This window comes from Burkholderia sp. Bp9031, from assembly GCF_003857965.1.
GTDB classification, from domain to species: Bacteria; Pseudomonadota; Gammaproteobacteria; order Burkholderiales; family Burkholderiaceae; genus Burkholderia; species Burkholderia ambifaria_A.
In genome coordinates this window covers 288,732-303,383 of record NZ_QTPW01000003.1, presented here as the reverse complement: position 1 = coordinate 303,383, position 14,652 = coordinate 288,732, and the positions used below count along the sequence as shown (strand labels likewise).

12 protein-coding genes are annotated in these 14,652 nt (G+C 66.2%); 7 read left to right on the top strand and 5 right to left on the bottom strand.

Annotated features, from left to right (window positions below; genetic code table 11):
* Window positions 1–4: 4 nt before the first annotated feature.
* Window positions 5–1,222, bottom strand: a complete 1,218-nt coding sequence (ceoA, locus tag DIE15_RS06485) for a multidrug efflux RND transporter periplasmic adaptor subunit CeoA (RefSeq protein WP_124832696.1) — start codon at window positions 1,220–1,222, stop codon at window positions 5–7.
* Between the two features lie 31 nt (window positions 1,223–1,253).
* Window positions 1,254–2,114 carry an alpha/beta hydrolase gene (locus DIE15_RS06480; RefSeq protein WP_057925676.1) on the bottom strand — a complete coding sequence of 287 codons (861 nt, stop codon included), beginning with the start codon at window positions 2,112–2,114 and terminating at the stop codon, window positions 1,254–1,256.
* Window positions 2,115–2,287: 173 nt separating this feature from the next.
* On the opposite strand from DIE15_RS06480, the gene ceoR reads away from it, so the two are divergent.
* The 4 genes from ceoR (at window position 2,288) to DIE15_RS06460 (ending at window position 6,066) form a co-directional block, all read left to right on the top strand.
* Window positions 2,288–3,292 carry a putative multidrug efflux transcriptional regulator CeoR gene (gene ceoR, locus DIE15_RS06475; protein WP_057925675.1) on the top strand — a complete coding sequence of 335 codons (1,005 nt, stop codon included), beginning with the start codon at window positions 2,288–2,290 and terminating at the stop codon, window positions 3,290–3,292.
* 418 nt (window positions 3,293–3,710) lie between these two features.
* Complete coding sequence (locus tag DIE15_RS06470) at window positions 3,711–4,007, top strand: DUF4148 domain-containing protein (RefSeq protein WP_057925674.1); 297 nt, start codon at window positions 3,711–3,713, stop codon at window positions 4,005–4,007.
* A gap of 675 nt (window positions 4,008–4,682) precedes the next feature.
* Window positions 4,683–5,294 carry a M35 family metallo-endopeptidase gene (locus DIE15_RS06465; protein WP_244104918.1) on the top strand — a complete coding sequence of 204 codons (612 nt, stop codon included), beginning with the start codon at window positions 4,683–4,685 and terminating at the stop codon, window positions 5,292–5,294.
* A gap of 13 nt (window positions 5,295–5,307) precedes the next feature.
* A complete protein-coding gene (locus tag DIE15_RS06460) occupies window positions 5,308–6,066 on the top strand; it encodes a hypothetical protein (protein WP_124832695.1) in 759 nt (252 codons plus the stop codon).
* Between the two features lie 111 nt (window positions 6,067–6,177).
* Here DIE15_RS06460 and DIE15_RS06455 read toward each other — a convergent pair whose 3' ends face one another.
* Together DIE15_RS06455 and selD are read right to left on the bottom strand one after the other, a co-directional pair.
* The gene (locus DIE15_RS06455) at window positions 6,178–7,257 is read right to left on the bottom strand and encodes a purine nucleoside permease (RefSeq protein WP_124832694.1); all 1,080 of its coding nucleotides are present in this window, start codon (window positions 7,255–7,257) and stop codon (window positions 6,178–6,180) included.
* Between the two features lie 381 nt (window positions 7,258–7,638).
* Window positions 7,639–8,703: a selenide, water dikinase SelD gene (selD, locus tag DIE15_RS06450; RefSeq protein ID WP_124832693.1), complete on the bottom strand. Its 1,065-nt coding sequence runs from the start codon at window positions 8,701–8,703 to the stop codon at window positions 7,639–7,641.
* 115 nt (window positions 8,704–8,818) lie between these two features.
* On the opposite strand from selD, the gene DIE15_RS06445 reads away from it, so the two are divergent.
* Complete coding sequence (locus DIE15_RS06445) at window positions 8,819–9,655, top strand: DMT family transporter (RefSeq protein WP_124832692.1); 837 nt, start codon at window positions 8,819–8,821, stop codon at window positions 9,653–9,655.
* 101 nt (window positions 9,656–9,756) lie between these two features.
* Here the strand turns inward: DIE15_RS06445 and DIE15_RS06440 are convergent, their stop codons facing one another.
* Entirely contained in the window at window positions 9,757–11,265 is a 1,509-nt protein-coding gene (locus DIE15_RS06440; RefSeq protein ID WP_057925670.1) for a PLP-dependent aminotransferase family protein, read from the bottom strand.
* 126 nt (window positions 11,266–11,391) lie between these two features.
* Between DIE15_RS06440 and DIE15_RS06435 the strand changes: the two genes are divergently transcribed.
* The gene (locus tag DIE15_RS06435) at window positions 11,392–12,675 is read left to right on the top strand and encodes a 4-aminobutyrate--2-oxoglutarate transaminase (protein WP_124832691.1); all 1,284 of its coding nucleotides are present in this window, start codon (window positions 11,392–11,394) and stop codon (window positions 12,673–12,675) included.
* A gap of 89 nt (window positions 12,676–12,764) precedes the next feature.
* A complete protein-coding gene (gene gabD / locus DIE15_RS06430; RefSeq protein WP_057925668.1) occupies window positions 12,765–14,234 on the top strand; it encodes an NADP-dependent succinate-semialdehyde dehydrogenase in 1,470 nt (489 codons plus the stop codon).
* The last annotated feature ends 418 nt before the right edge of the window (window positions 14,235–14,652 follow it).

Genomic DNA, 14,652 nt, shown 5'->3' with positions numbered 1-14,652 from the left:
CCGCTTACGAATCCGCCTTCGCCGGTGCGGCCGGCTTCGCGGTGCTCGCGAGCGGCGCGGACGGTGTATCGCCGCCCGTCATCGGGACCATGTGCGGCTTCACCTGTTCACCGGGGCGCACGCGCTGCGTGCCGTTCACGATCACGCGATCGCCGGCGGAAAGCCCGCTCACGATCACGCGCCGGTTGCCGTGCTGCATGCCCTGCTGCACTTCGCGATACGACACGCGGCCCTGCTGGTCGACCACGAACACGAACTTCTTGTCCTGGTCGGTGTTGATCGCCGCGTCGTCGACGAGCAGTGCCTGGTGCGGTGCGCTGCCGCCCACCTTCACGCGTGCGTAGAGGCCCGGGACGAGCGTGCCGTCCGCGTTGTCGAAACGCGCACGCACGCGGATCGTGCCGGACGACGTGTCGAGCCGGTTGTCGACCGAATCGATCTCGCCGCTGCGCGAGTAGCCGGATTCGTTCGCAAGGCCGAGCTCGACCGGCACCTTGCGGCCGTTGCGTGCGCCGTTGATGTATTGCAGGTAGGTCTGCTCGTCCGCGTCGAACGACGCGTAGATCGGCGACACCGACACCAGTGTCGTCAGCGGTGCGGCCGATGCGCCGGCCGACACGACGTTGCCCAACGTGATTTCCGCACGCGACACGCGGCCCGATACCGGCGCGGTGATCCGCGTATAGCCGAGGTTGATGCGCGCCGTTTCCAGCGCGGCATCGGCTGCCTTCAGGTTCGCATTCGCCTCGCGCGCGGCGTTCTGCTTCTCGTCGTAGTCGCGCTTCGCGATCGCGTTGTCGCCGATCAGCCGCTGCGCGCGCTGCCAGTCGCTCTGCGCGTAGCCGTTGCGTGCCTGCGCGGCGGCAAGCTGCGCGGCCGCGCGGTCGGCTTCGGCCTGATACGGACGCGGATCGATCACGAACAGCACGTCGCCTTTCTTCACGAGCGCGCCGTCCTTGAAGTTCACCGCGACGATCGTGCCGGACACCTGCGGGCGCACGTCGACTTTCTCGACCGCCTCGAGGCGGCCCGAATAGCCTTGCCAGTCGGTGACGGTCTGCGGCACGACGGTCGCGACGTCGACTTCGGGCAGCGGCGCCGCCGCCTTTTCGGGTGCGTTCGCGTTCACGCGCATCGCGCCGAACGTGCCGAGACCGACGACGGCGAGCGTGACGATCGCCGCGGTCGCGATTCGGGAACGGGAGGTGCGTAGGATGGCCATGTGGATCTCCAGTAAGCGTGGATTGGTCTGGTTATTCGGAACGGTTCGGCTGGCGCGCCTGGAAGCGGCACTGGAGGAAGCGCACGGCTTCCTCGAGCGCGGCCTCGTGCGTCGCGAGCGCCGCGTGCGTGACGTCCGGGTAGCGGATCACCTGCGTGAGCACGCCCGACGAGATCAGGCAGCCCGCATATTTCTCCGCTTCGACGTGCAGCACGTCGTTCTGCGCGGTGACGACGAGCGTCGGCGGCAGGCCCGCGAGGCGCACCGATTCGAGCGGCGCCGCATACGGATGCATGCGTTGCGCCGCCTGCGGCAGATACGCGCGATAACAGGCCGCGCATTCGCGCGCGGTGATGTCGGAGGACAGGCGGTCGGCGTCGCCGATGCGCGTCATGCTCGGGTCGAGCATCGGCCCGAACAGCGCCTGCGCGGCAATCGACACTTCGCCGCGATCGCGCGCGATGAACGCGAGGCAGTTCGCGAGCTGGCCGCCCGCATCGTGCCCCGCGACACCGATCTTCTTCGGATTGCCACCGAACGCGCGGGCGCGCGTCGCGGCCCATACGGCCGCGCGATACGCATCCTCCGGCGCCGCCGGAAAAGGAAAGGCCGGCGCGAGCGAATAATCGACCGACACTACGAGAGCTGGTAAGCGTTCTGCTAAAAAACGCGCGGCGAAGTCGGCGTCGTCGAGCGTACCCCGCACGAAGCCGCCACCGTGGAAATAAAGCACTACAGGCAATCCGGTCTTGTCCGCGCGCCGATAGAGGCGCAGCACGATGTCCTGCGCGTAGCCGGGGATTTCCACCTCCGCGACCGTCAGTGCCGCGCCTGCTCTGGCTTCGGCGGGCAATGCGGCTTTCAGGAATTTGCTGAATTCAGAAGCGTCCATGACGATGCAGCATCCATTTCGAGATGGAACGAATTCTGGGTCCGGCAGACATTGGGATAAATGCCTATAATCCGGCAACACAATTCAACGCCCCCGAACAATCGCAGGCTGCGTCGCCTACAAAGCGACGCAGCCTCTTTGTTCCGGCGGCTCATTAGATTGCGGAGGTTGTGATGGACCGGCTTCAGGCCATGCAGGTGTTTACTCGCGTCGTCGATACAAGCAGCTTCACCAAGGCAGCGGAAACGCTCAGCCTGCCGCGGGCGTCCGTCACGACGATCATCCAGAATCTCGAAGCATTCCTCGGCGTGCGCCTGATGCACCGGACCACGCGCCGGCTGTCGCTCACGCCCGACGGCGCCGCGTACTATGAACGGTGCGTGCGGATCCTCGCCGATGTCGAGGAAACCGAAGCAAGCTTCCAGAACAACAACCGGAAGCCGCACGGAAAGTTGCGTATCGACATGCCGGGCTCGATCGGGCGGCTGCTCGTGATTCCGTCGCTGTGCGAGTTCCACACGCGCTATCCGGACATCGACCTGCAGCTCGGCCTGTCCGACCGGCCTGTCGACCTGCTGCAGGAAGGCGTCGACTGCGTGATCCGCGTCGGCGCGCTGCAGGATTCGTCGCTCGTCGCGCGCCGCGTCGGCCTGTTCGAGTGCGTGTCGGTAGCGGCACCCGCGTATCTGGAGAAGTACGGCGAACCGCACACGATCGAGGACCTGAGCGAGCACAAGGCCGTCAACTACTTCTCGAGCCGGACGGGCCGCACGATCGACTGGACGTTCCTGACCGACGGCAAGGAAGTCGAGGTCAAGATGAACGCGATCGTGTCGGTCAACGACGCCGATGCGTACGTGACGTGCGGGCTCGAAGGCTTCGGGCTGATCCAGCCGCCGCTGTTCATGGTGCTGCCGCACCTGCGCGACGGCAGGCTCAAGGAAGTACTGCCCGGCCTGAAGCCGCTGCCGATGCCGATCTCGGTCGTGTATCCGCACAGCCGGCACCTGTCGCCGAAGGTGCGCGTATTCGTCGACTGGATCGCCGAAGTGTTCGACCGCTGCCCGCTGCTGAGCGGCAAGGGCAGCCTCGACGCGACGTGCAGCAAGCGCACGTTCGAGGAAGCCGAGCGCGCACCGGCCCTCGACACGCCGGTCATCAACGAGTGGGTCGCTTGATCCTCTGAACCGCGTCTGAACCGCGGCGCGCGGGCTGTCCGGCCCGCGCGCCGTCCCGCCTTCGTGCCGCGCCGGCACACCGCCTGCGCCTGCACGCACAGCGTCTTTCCTGAATCCGCATCACACCTTTTCACCACGCGCGGCAATCGTCCGTGCGCATCGTCGCGCGTCGCCCCGCATCGCCGCGAGCCCCGCCGCAGGCGGCTTTGCGCGAATCTCGAATACCCCTGCCGACGTTACGGAGGGCGATTGTTCCTCGATCGCGACTATTCAATTCGCGTCAGCCGCATTTATCGCGACGGAACAGACACCTAGAGTAAACCCTGTCGCGCACCTCGTTGCGCATCGAACAGCCCCCGTTTGACGGGACCGGAGCACGCGCTCATGCGCCGACTCCGACCAACACAGGAGTTACGTCATGAACCGCCGCCATCTTCTCTCCGCCGTCGCCCTCGCACTCGCCGTGTCCGCACCGGCCTTCGCCGATACGAACGCTCCGCACGCGGGCGAATACGGCAACACGTCGTGGTACACGCAGCACAGCAACGGCCCGCGCACCCGCGCCGAAGTCCGCGCGGAAGTCGAGCAGGCCCGTCGCGACGGCACGCTGGCCTGGCTGCGCAAGGCAAATTCGTATCCGCAAGGGCTCGAACTCGCGCAAGGCCCGTATCGCTCGATGCCGGAGAGCAACCAGCTCGCAGGCGGAGGCCGGTAAACGTGCAACGCCGCGCATCGGATGATCCGGTGCGCGGCGTCGCGATACCGCTGTCGAACACTCTATTAGTCAGTTAGTTGCAGGAGCCTGTGATGAACGATCAACTTCCTTCGCCGCTCGATCATTGGGACGACACGACGCCCGTCTGGACGCCGTTCCGTTCCATGCCGCAATCGCACTGACCCGTGCGTTGACCCGTCGACGGGATCGTCCGGCCATCAACGGCGCGGCACCCCGTCGCGCCATTCGCTCCAGTACGTGACGATGCCCTGTACCAGGGGCGATGCCGCCGGCCAGTACGGCATATCGTGCGTTAGTTGCAGCAATGGGCGTAGCGGCACAATTGGCAACGTTCTCCGAAGTAAATCCAGTGGACGAGTCCCATCAGGGACGGTCACATCGATTGACACCGGCCAATAACTCAGCCGCGTTGCGCTCGCCATCATTCCCGATGTTCCATTGGCCACCGTGCCCAAGCTGTTTCAATCTCGATCGTTCACGCCGGTTGAGCAGGCGCAAGAACACGTGTGCGCCACGAAAAACCGCGGCCTTTCCCACCTCTCCTTCACACTTCCCAATATTTGTTCGTTCCGTCCACCGCAATTGGGCGCATCATCGGGCCGCTTCGGGCACTTAGCATCGGCACTCCAAAGGATGTCCCTATGGAGCGTGCCTATGAATGCGTCGCCACAGCTCGATGTATCGCTCGACGAACCGCCAATCTGCCCGAACATGACGGATTCTGCGTTCAGGAAACGGTTGCTTGAATTGCGGGACGAAGCCGTCGAGATCACACTGCAACGGCGCCGGGAACTGATGCGATGGAATCCAGCCACCGAAGCTCGAGTCATCGAGTGGTTCGGCTCGGCAAACATGGATACACGACGCAAACTCACGACGGGGCTCGACGCCCTTGCCAGAGTAATGGCTCGCCTCGGCCCAAGGAACTTCGTCCGCGTCGGTTCCGATGCCGACCGAGCAACAGAATGTCTGCCGAACATGGAAAATGTCGACATCGAGGTTGCGCATGTCTGTCGCCCCGACACGGCAACTCATACGATCGCCATCAGTCTCCCGTTCTGCTCGCTACCAGAGCGATCGGCTGGAAACCTCTCCTCGCAGCAACTAACGATTGTTCATGAATGCGCCCATTTTGCGGACACCTTCGACGCCGGGGATCACCCGGCGGCATACGGTCGCCGGGCCTGCGCCCAGTTCGCCAAACGCTATCCGGGCATGGCGATCGGCAACGCAGACAACATCGCGTGGTTCATTCTGGCGCGGTGAACTGGAGCGACCGATGAAACATGCCCTCGCCGTCATACTCGGCGCCTTCCTGTCACTTCCGATCCAGGCCGATGCGTGCAAGGTCTTGTTGACCGACAGCATGGAACTGCCACTGAATTCGGCCGAGATCGCCAATAGCGACAGGCTCGCCGTCGCCAGGCACTACCTGACCGCCCGAGAATGGACTCGCGAAGGGGCGACGGCCTCGATCGACGCGGCCGCCTACGATTGGGAAAACCGGCCCAAGGAGCTCGCGCGACAACGCGGTGCGCAGATGAAATCCTTTCTCGTGCAACTCGGTATGTCGCCCGATGACATTTATGTCGACGAGCGAATCGTATCGGGCAGGAACGGCAGGCTCGATTCCGACGACAAAAAGCAGCTTTGGATCCAGTTCGTCCCGAAATGCCCGCCAGCAGGCTGTCAATATCTCTGCAGCTCGGCAGGTACACCGGGTGTCGCGAGTCATGCACTGACACCAGCAACGCCCGGGCCTGAGCCCGACTCGATCCACTTTTCGTGCGGCGACATCCGAGAGCCCGCACCGGCACGTTTTGTGACGATGGAACGCTGGACTGCACGCACACGCAATCAGACATTGCTTTTTCGTGATCGAGACCGGAAGCCGTTGATGCACACCTGCTACCGGGTCAGCACCAGTGCAACGCAATACATCGGTATGACGGACGAGCACGGCGAAACGGCGACCATGCAGTTATTGGGCCCCGAATACACGCGCATCGAACTCAAGCTGGCCCAACCCGGGCGGTGATCCTCAGCACGGTTCCCACAAGCCTCAATCCGATCGCTCCGGGCAATATCGACGCGCCCGGAGCCCCGCTATGCGTGGATGACGGAATAACTTCGGCGCGTCGCCACACCGTTACCGGCGCGGCACCCCGTCGCGCCATTCCCCCCAGTGCGTCACGATGTCCTGCACCAGCGGGTTGCCTGCGCGATAGAGGTTTTCGGTTGCCGGGGCGAAGCCACCCTGATCCGCGTAGTTCAGCAGGTTGTCGGCACTCGTCTGCCCCGCATACGGCCGATCGAAATCGGAACCCGTGCGCAGCACCGCGACGCGCGACAGGTCGACCCGCTTCACGCTCGCCGCGCGCTTGAGCGCTTCATACGTCGCGTTGTCTTCCTGCGCGGTCATGCAGTAGGTGCCCTTGCCGTCAGTCAGGATCTTGGTCCACTGGCGCGCACGCTCGCCGATCAGCGTACCCGAGAACCATGTATTGCCCGACGACGTGTCGCACTGGATCACCGTCGGCGGCCGGTTCGCCGGCGCATACGTGAACTTCGCGCGTGCGGCCTGGGCCTGCGCACTGTCGGCAAGCACGACGTTGCGCGACAGCGCATATGCGGCATCGGTCAGTTGCGGATTGAGCTGGAACACTTCGGTGCGATAGTCGAGCGGCGGCTTGTCGTTCGGGCTCTTCGTATTGATGCCGAGATAGCCGGTGTTCCAGCCGGCCGGAATCTCGCGCGCATCGAGCTCCCACTGCAGGCTGAAGTCGACCAGGTATTTCGACCATGCGGCGGAACCGACCGTGCCTTGCGCGGGGTCGACGCCCGCGATGCCGGACACGAGGAAGTACGTGCGGCGCAGGTCGAAGCGCTGCGAGAACGTGAGTGCCATGATCGTCGCCGACGCGTTCGCGTAGCCCATGCCGGTCGTCACCACGCACACGTCCTGCTTGTTGCAGTGAACGGCCGGATAGTCGGGCGACAGGCCGGGCACGGTGATGTCGCGCCACGGGCCGAGCCGGTCGAGCCACGCCTGGCCTTCCGGACCGAACATCGTGACGATCATGACCTTGACCGGGCGGCCCGGTGCACCGGTCTCGGCAAATGCCGCATTGCCCGCATTGCTGCCCTGGTTGTCCTGCGCGATCGACGGCGCGGTCGCACAGGCGGCAAGCGAGAATGCGGCTGCGGAAAGAATGGAGCGAGTCAGCATCGGCGTTCCTTGTTTCGGTGATGTTGGGTGAGAACGGCTCTCGGAGACTGCGCGAGGGAGTATAGAACGCACGTACTGGATGCGGAACCCGACTACGAAACGGCCGGAGCGGTGTTCGAGTGTGCCTGTGGCACGCATGAATGCACGACGGCATCGACATGCGCGTCGCGCAATAACATCAGGAATACTATTGGATCGACCGACATACACGCCGATGTCGGCACACGCACCGTCGACGTGAATGACTCGATATGGACACGACGCGCATCGCCTGGTTCGCGATCAGCGGCACGAACAGGCAATCGTTCATCGGTCGTCGATGCCTTCGGGGAAAGGCATCGACTTTGGCCACCGACAGCGATCCGGCGTGAGAAAGCCGCGTCAGGCGACGTCGACGCGCGAAGGCCCGTCCACCATCTCGCCGATCACGGCCGCGCGGTCGAAACCGTCGGCGCGGAAGCACGCGAGGACTTCGTCGACCGCTTCCGGCGCGCACGCGACCAGCAGGCCGCCGGACGTCTGCGGATCGGTCAGCAGCGCCTGCGCGACAGGTGGCAGGTTATCGGCGAGCCGCACGTCGGTGCCGTACGCGGCCCAGTTGCGCCCCGATGCGCCGGTAAACACGCCGTCGGCGACGAACGCCTCGACGCCCGCGAGCCACGGCAGCGATGCGTAATGCACGCGTGCGGTGAGGTTCGCGCCGCGTGCGAGCTCGAGCGTATGGCCAAGCAGCCCGAAGCCCGTGACGTCGGTCAGCGCATGCACGCCCGGCAGCGCGGCAAGCTCGGCGCCCGGCCGGTTCAGCTTGGTGGTCGTCGCGATCATCTGCGCGTAGCCCGCATCGTCGAGCTGGTTCTTCTTCAGCGCGGCCGACAGCACGCCCACGCCGAGCGGCTTGCCGAGCACCAGCACGTCGCCCGCACGCGCGGCTGCGTTGCGCTTCACGCGCGACGGATGCACGACGCCGATCGCCGCGAGCCCGTAGATCGGCTCGACCGAATCGATCGAATGGCCGCCCGCAACCGGAATGCCCGCATCCGCGCACACCGATTCGCCGCCGCGCAGCACGGCCGCGATCGTCTCGTGCGGCAACACGTTGATCGGCATCCCGACCAGCGCGAGCGCGAGAATCGGCTTGCCGCCCATCGCGTAGACGTCCGACAGCGCATTGGTTGCCGCGATGCGGCCGAAGTCGAACGGATCGTCGACGATCGGCATGAAGAAGTCCGTCGTCGCGACGATCGCCTGCTCATCGTTGAGCCGATAGACGGCCGCGTCATCGGAGGTCTCGGTGCCGACCAGCAGATCCGGGAACAGCGCCGGCGGCGTCGCCCGCTTCAGCAGCTCGGACAGCACGCCCGGCGCGATCTTGCAGCCGCAGCCGCCCCCGTGCGACAGGCTCGTGAGGCGCGGAACGGCGGGCGGGGTGGGGGTGGCTTCGGTCATCGTCGGCATCCGGTGAATAACAACGTTCCATTATCGACAATTCCGCGCGAATCTGCCCGATACCCACATAATTGACGGCGCTTGCCCGCTCCCGCCTTCGCCCGCACCTTCATTGATGGACCATCTCTTCATCGGCCTCGTGCTGTGCTCCGCCCTGCTGCACGCGATCTGGAACGCGTTCCTGCATGTCAGCGAGGACCGGCTCGTCCAGCTCGGCACGATGTCGCTGCCGTATCTCGCGTTCGGCGCGGCGGGCGCCGCGCTGCTGCCCGCGCCGGTGCCCGCCGCGTGGCCGTACATCGCCGCGTCGGCCGTGCTCGAGGTCGCATACTGCTTCACGCTCGCGCGCGCATACCGCAGCGGCGAGTTCGGACAGATCTATCCGATCGCGCGCGGGATATCGCCGCTGCTCGTATCGGTGCTCGCGCTGGCGATGCTGCACGAGCAGCCGACGCCGTTCGGCTTCGCGGGCATCGCGCTGGTGTCGTTCGGGATCATGTCGCTCGCGCTGCGGCGCGGCTTCCGGTTCTCCGCGGAAGGCGTGCCGTATGCGCTGCTCACCGGCGTGTTCATTGCCGCGTATTCGATCTGCGACGGGATCGGCTCGCGCGTGTCCGGCAGCGCGCTCGGCTACATCGCGTGGGTGTACCTGCTGTGGAGCGCGCCACAGCTCGTGCTCGTCTGCGCGGTGCGCGGCGGCCCGCGCGCGGTGCTCGGATCGCGCGCGGCGCTCACGCAGGGTGCGATCGCCGGCACGATCTCGCTCGCCGCATACGGGATCGTGATCCTCGCGTACCGGCACCTGCCGGTCGCGACCGTGTCGGCGCTGCGCGAGACGAGCTCGATCTTCGCGGTCGCGATCGGCTGGTTCGTGATGCGCGAGCGGCCCGGCGCGCAGCGGCTCGTCGCGTGCGCGCTGGTGGTCGCGGGTGCGGCGTTGATCCGGCTGTAACGCACGCGAATGCCTGGCTCCGCATCGCGGAGGGAGCCGATCATCCTTTCCCCTGTCGACCGCGCGCATCGCATCGCGGTCACGCCGTCGCCCCCTTCCCGTCAAACCGTCGCCACGACCTTGTCGAACGCGCGCTCGTCGATCGCTTCCGCGAGCGTCGCGAACGCCGTCGCGATCTCGTCCTCCGGCACGCACGCATAGCCGAGCAGCAAGCCCGATGCCGCGCGTTCGCGCTCCGCGTAATAGCCGGACAGCGGGCGCACGACGATGTTGCGTTCGAGCGCGGCCTGCGCGACCGCGCGATCGTCGACACCGTCCGGCAGCCGCGTGACGAGATGCAGCCCCGCATCGCTGCCGAGCGCCTGCAGCGTGTCACCATAGCGGCGCGCAACCGCATCGAGCAGGACCTCGCGGCGCTGCCCGTACAGCGTGCGCATCTTGCGGATATGCGACACGAAGTGCCCTTCCGCGATGAATTCGGCGAGCACGGCCTGCTGCAGCAACTGCCCTTCGCGATACAGCTCGGCGCTCGCGGTCGCGAAACTCTCCGCGAGCGGTTCCGGCGCGACCAGATACCCGACCCGCAGCCCCGGAAACAGCGTCTTGCCGAAGCTGCCGACGTAGATCACCTGCCCGGCCGTGTCGAGCCCCTGCAGCGACGCGAGCGGCCGGCTGCCGTAGCGGAATTCGCTGTCGTAGTCGTCCTCGATGATCCAGCAGCCGTGCTGGCGCGCATATTCGAGCAGCATCCGGCGCCGCGCGAGGCTCATCACCATCCCGAGCGGATACTGGTGCGACGGTGTGACGAGCATCAGCTTCGGCGGCTCGGCGAGATCGGCGGCCGACGGCGCGATCCCTTCGTCGTCGACCGGAATCGGCCGCGTGGTCAGCCCCGACACGTTCAGCACGCTGCGCACGCCCCAGTAGCACGGATCCTCGGTCCAGATCGCGTCGCCCGGATCGGTCAGGAGCCGCACCGCAAGGTCGATCGACTGGTGGATCCCGGTCGTGATCACGATCTGCTCGGGCGTGCAGCGCACCGAGCGCGACGTGCGCAGGTAGTCGGCCAGCGCCTCGCGCAACAGCGCGAGCCCGCCGCCCGGCGCGTAGGTCAGCAGGTCCGGGCGCAGGCGCCGCCAGTACTTGTTGTGCAGCCGCGTCCACACGCGCGCCGGAAAGCGCGACACATCGGGCACGCCGGGCATGAACGCGCCGCCCTGACGCTTCGACACGCCCGCGCCTTCGACGAGCCGCGTGCCGCGCGCGGACAGCCGCCGCGCGGGCGACGGCACGACCGCCGGGCCGGCCGCCGGGTCGGTCGGCGCGCCGACGATCTCGTCCGGTGCGCTGTCGGCGACGAACGTGCCGCGCCCCGTCGCCGAGTTCACATAGCCCTCTAGCGCAAGCTGTTCGTAAACCTGCGTGACCGTGTTGCGGGCGATCCCGAGCTCGGCCGCGAGCAGCCGCGACGACGGTACGCGCGTGCCGGCCGGCAGTTCGCGCGACAGGATCGCCTGCTGCAGCAGCCGGTGCAGCTGCCGGTAGATCGGCTGTTCGCCGCCGCGCACGAGGCGCTGCGCCAGCCAGTCCGACAACACGCTTGCGCGCATGATTGGCTCCTGAATATTTATTGAAATGGCTCTGATTGCCAGAGCCAAATGTGATTATAGTCGCCTCCATGGGCTGCCAATGCGGCCGATTTTTATCCCACCGGACAGAACATCAAGGAGATGACCGTGAAGAATGCCGACCTGCAGGCCCGCAAGAACGCCGCCACCCCGCGCGGCGTCGGCGTGATGTGCGATTTCTACGCAGCCCGCGCCGAGAACGCGGAGCTGTGGGATGTCGAAGGCCGCCGCTTCATCGATTTCGCCGCCGGCATCGCGGTGCTGAACACGGGCCACCGTCACCCGAAGATCGTCAAGGCGATCGCGGACCAACTGAACAGCTTCACGCACACCGCTTACCAGATCGTCCCGTACGCGTCGTACGTCGAGCTGGCGGAAAAGATCAACGCGCGCGCGCCGGGCGACTTCCCGAAGAAGACCGCGTTCTTCACGACCGGCGCCGAAGCCGTCGAAAACGCGATCAAGATCGCGCGTGCCGCGACCGGCCGTCCGGGCGTCATCGCGTTCTCGGGCGGCTTCCACGGCCGCACGATGATGGGCATGGCGCTGACCGGCAAGGTCGCCCCGTACAAGCTGAACTTCGGCCCGTTCCCGGGCGACGTGTTCCATGCGCCGTACCCGAACGCGCTGCACGGCGTGACGACGGCCGACTCGATCAAGGCGATCGAGATGCTGTTCAAGGCCGACATCGATCCGAAGCGCGTCGCTGCGATCATCTTCGAACCGGTCCAGGGCGAAGGCGGCTTCAACCCGGCGCCGGCGGAATTCGTGCGCGCGCTGCGCAAGATCTGTAACGAGCACGGCATCCTGCTGATCGCCGACGAAGTGCAGACGGGCTTCGCGCGTACCGGCAAGCTGTTCGCGATGCAGCACTACGACGTGCTGGCCGACCTGATCACGATGGCGAAGAGCCTGGCAGGCGGCATGCCGCTGTCGGGCGTCGTCGGCCGCGCGGACGTGATGGACGCAGCAGCCCCCGGCGGCCTCGGCGGCACCTACGCGGGCAACCCGCTGGCCGTCGCGTCGGCACACGCGGTGCTCGAGATCATCGACGAAGAGAAGCTGTGCGAGCGCGCGACGCAACTCGGCGACGTGCTGAAGGCGAAGCTGAACTCGCTGCAGGCCGACGTGCCGCAGATCGCCGACGTGCGCGGCCCGGGGGCGATGATCGCGGTCGAATTCCTGAAGCCGGGTTCGGGCGAACCGGATGCTGACTTCACGAAGCGCGTGCAGGCGCGTGCGCTCGAGCGCGGGCTGCTGCTGCTCGTGTGCGGCGTGTACTCGAACGTCGTGCGCTTCCTGTTCCCGCTGACGATCCCGCAAGCCGTATTCGACGAAGCGCTCGTGATCCTCGAGGAAGTGCTGAAGGAAACGGTCGGCGTGCCGGCCTGAGTTCCCGTCACCTTCCACTGAATGCGCCGCCGCCGTCTTCATGACGGCGGCGGCCGTTTCATCCGTCCTTTTCAAAGCAGGTGATTCACATGAGCACTGTTCAGGAAACCCTGGCACTGAAAGATCCGTCGCTGTTCCGCCAGCAGGCGTACGTCAACGGCGAATGGCAAGGCGCGGCGAACGGCGAGTCGTTCGACGTCCGCAACCCGGCAACCGGCGGCCTGCTCGGCACCGTGCCGGCGATGGGCACGGCCGAGACGCGTCATGCGATCGAAGCCGCGAACGCCGCATGGCCGGCATGGCGCAAGAAGACCGCGAAGGAACGCGCGGTCATCCTGCGCAAGTGGCACGACCTGATGATGGAAAACGCCGACGACCTCGCGCTGATCCTCACGACCGAGCAGGGCAAGTCGCTGGCCGAAGCAAAGGGCGAGATCGGCTACGCGGCGTCGTTCCTCGAGTGGTTCGCCGAGGAAGGCAAGCGCGTGTACGGCGACACGATCCCGACGCCGGCGAGCGACAAGCGCATCGTCGTGACGAAGGAAGCGATCGGCGTGTGTGCGGCGATCACGCCGTGGAACTTCCCGGCGGCGATGATCACGCGCAAGGTCGGCCCGGCGCTCGCCGCAGGCTGCCCGATCGTCGTGAAGCCGGCCGAAGCGACGCCGTTCTCGGCACTCGCGATGGCCGTGCTGGCCGAGCGCGCGGGCGTGCCGGCCGGCGTGTTCAGCGTCGTCACGGGCGACCCGAAGGCGATCGGCGGCGAACTGACGTCAAACCCGATCGTGCGCAAGCTGTCGTTTACCGGCTCGACGCCGATCGGCCGCTTGCTGATGTCGCAATGCGCGGCGACGGTCAAGAAGGTGTCGCTGGAACTCGGCGGCAACGCACCGTTCATCGTGTTCGACGATGCCGATCTCGATGCGGCCGTGCAGGGCGCGATCGCGTCGAAGTACCGCAACAGCGGCCAGACGTGCGTGTGCACGAACCGCTTCTACGTGCACGAAGCCGTGTACGACCAGTTCGCGCAGAAGCTCGCGGCAGCCGTCGGCCAGCTGAAGGTCGGCCGCGGCACGGAGCCGGGCGTGACGCAGGGTCCGCTGATCAACGAAGCGGCCGTGCTGAAAGTCGAGGCGCACATCGAGGACGCGCTCGCGAAGGGTGCGACCGTCGTGACGGGCGGCAAGCGCCATGCGCTCGGCCACGGCTTCTTCGAGCCGACCGTGCTGACGGGCGTCACGCCGGCGATGAAGGTCGCGAAGGAAGAGACGTTTGGGCCGCTCGCGCCGCTGTTCAAGTTCGGCAGCGACGACGAAGTGATCCGTCTCGCGAACGACACCGAGTTCGGTCTCGCCGCATACTTTTACAGCCGCGACATCGGCCGCGTGTGGAAGGTGGCCGAAGCGCTCGAATACGGGATGGTCGGCGTGAACACGGGCCTGATCTCGAACGAAGTCGCGCCGTTCGGTGGCGTCAAGCAGTCGGGCCTCGGCCGCGAAGGCTCGCACTACGGCATCGACGATTACGTCGTGATCAAGTACCTCTGCCTGGCCGTCTGACGGTTCGGAGCCTGGCGCCGCTTTGGTGACAGGCCCTGACCGCCCGGCCGGAACCGGGCGGTCACGACGCGGGCCGGTGCCCCTCTCCGCCGTGCCCGCGTCATCTCTACGCATCCGAGCCGACGTCGGCACATTCCGAGTGCGTAACTGCGATGCTCCCTTCTGCCGAACGACATCGCGCACGCGAACGTCGTTCAAGTCTCATTTCTCGTTCCGCCTCGATCCGGTTTGCCCGCACATGAGCACTTCACCGCACGGCCCGGTACGCGAAGACCCTGCGCGCACCGGCGCCGATGCAGCCGGTACTGACTCGACGCCCGTCATCGGTCACCGCCACGACGCATGAGCCGACGACCTCCCGGTCGCGCATGTGCCGTCTCCTTGCATATTCAGCGAAAAACACGTTCGTCGCCTCCAC

Excerpts from the sequence above, each read along its gene's own strand:
- selD (WP_124832693.1), bottom strand. The coding sequence starts at position 8,703 with ATGACCGAAGCCACCCCCACCCCGCCCGCCGTTCCGCGCCTCACGAGC.
- ceoA (WP_124832696.1), bottom strand. The coding sequence starts at position 1,222 with ATGGCCATCCTACGCACCTCCCGTTCCCGAATCGCGACCGCGGCGATC.
- gabD (WP_057925668.1), top strand. The coding sequence starts at position 12,765 with ATGAGCACTGTTCAGGAAACCCTGGCACTGAAAGATCCGTCGCTGTTC.
- DIE15_RS06470 (WP_057925674.1), top strand. The coding sequence starts at position 3,711 with ATGAACCGCCGCCATCTTCTCTCCGCCGTCGCCCTCGCACTCGCCGTG.
- DIE15_RS06480 (WP_057925676.1), bottom strand. The coding sequence starts at position 2,114 with ATGGACGCTTCTGAATTCAGCAAATTCCTGAAAGCCGCATTGCCCGCC.
- DIE15_RS06465 (WP_244104918.1), top strand. The coding sequence starts at position 4,683 with ATGAATGCGTCGCCACAGCTCGATGTATCGCTCGACGAACCGCCAATC.
- DIE15_RS06445 (WP_124832692.1), top strand. The coding sequence starts at position 8,819 with ATGGACCATCTCTTCATCGGCCTCGTGCTGTGCTCCGCCCTGCTGCAC.
- DIE15_RS06440 (WP_057925670.1), bottom strand. The coding sequence starts at position 11,265 with ATGCGCGCAAGCGTGTTGTCGGACTGGCTGGCGCAGCGCCTCGTGCGC.
- DIE15_RS06455 (WP_124832694.1), bottom strand. The coding sequence starts at position 7,257 with ATGCTGACTCGCTCCATTCTTTCCGCAGCCGCATTCTCGCTTGCCGCC.
- DIE15_RS06460 (WP_124832695.1), top strand. The coding sequence starts at position 5,308 with ATGAAACATGCCCTCGCCGTCATACTCGGCGCCTTCCTGTCACTTCCG.
- ceoR (WP_057925675.1), top strand. The coding sequence starts at position 2,288 with ATGGACCGGCTTCAGGCCATGCAGGTGTTTACTCGCGTCGTCGATACA.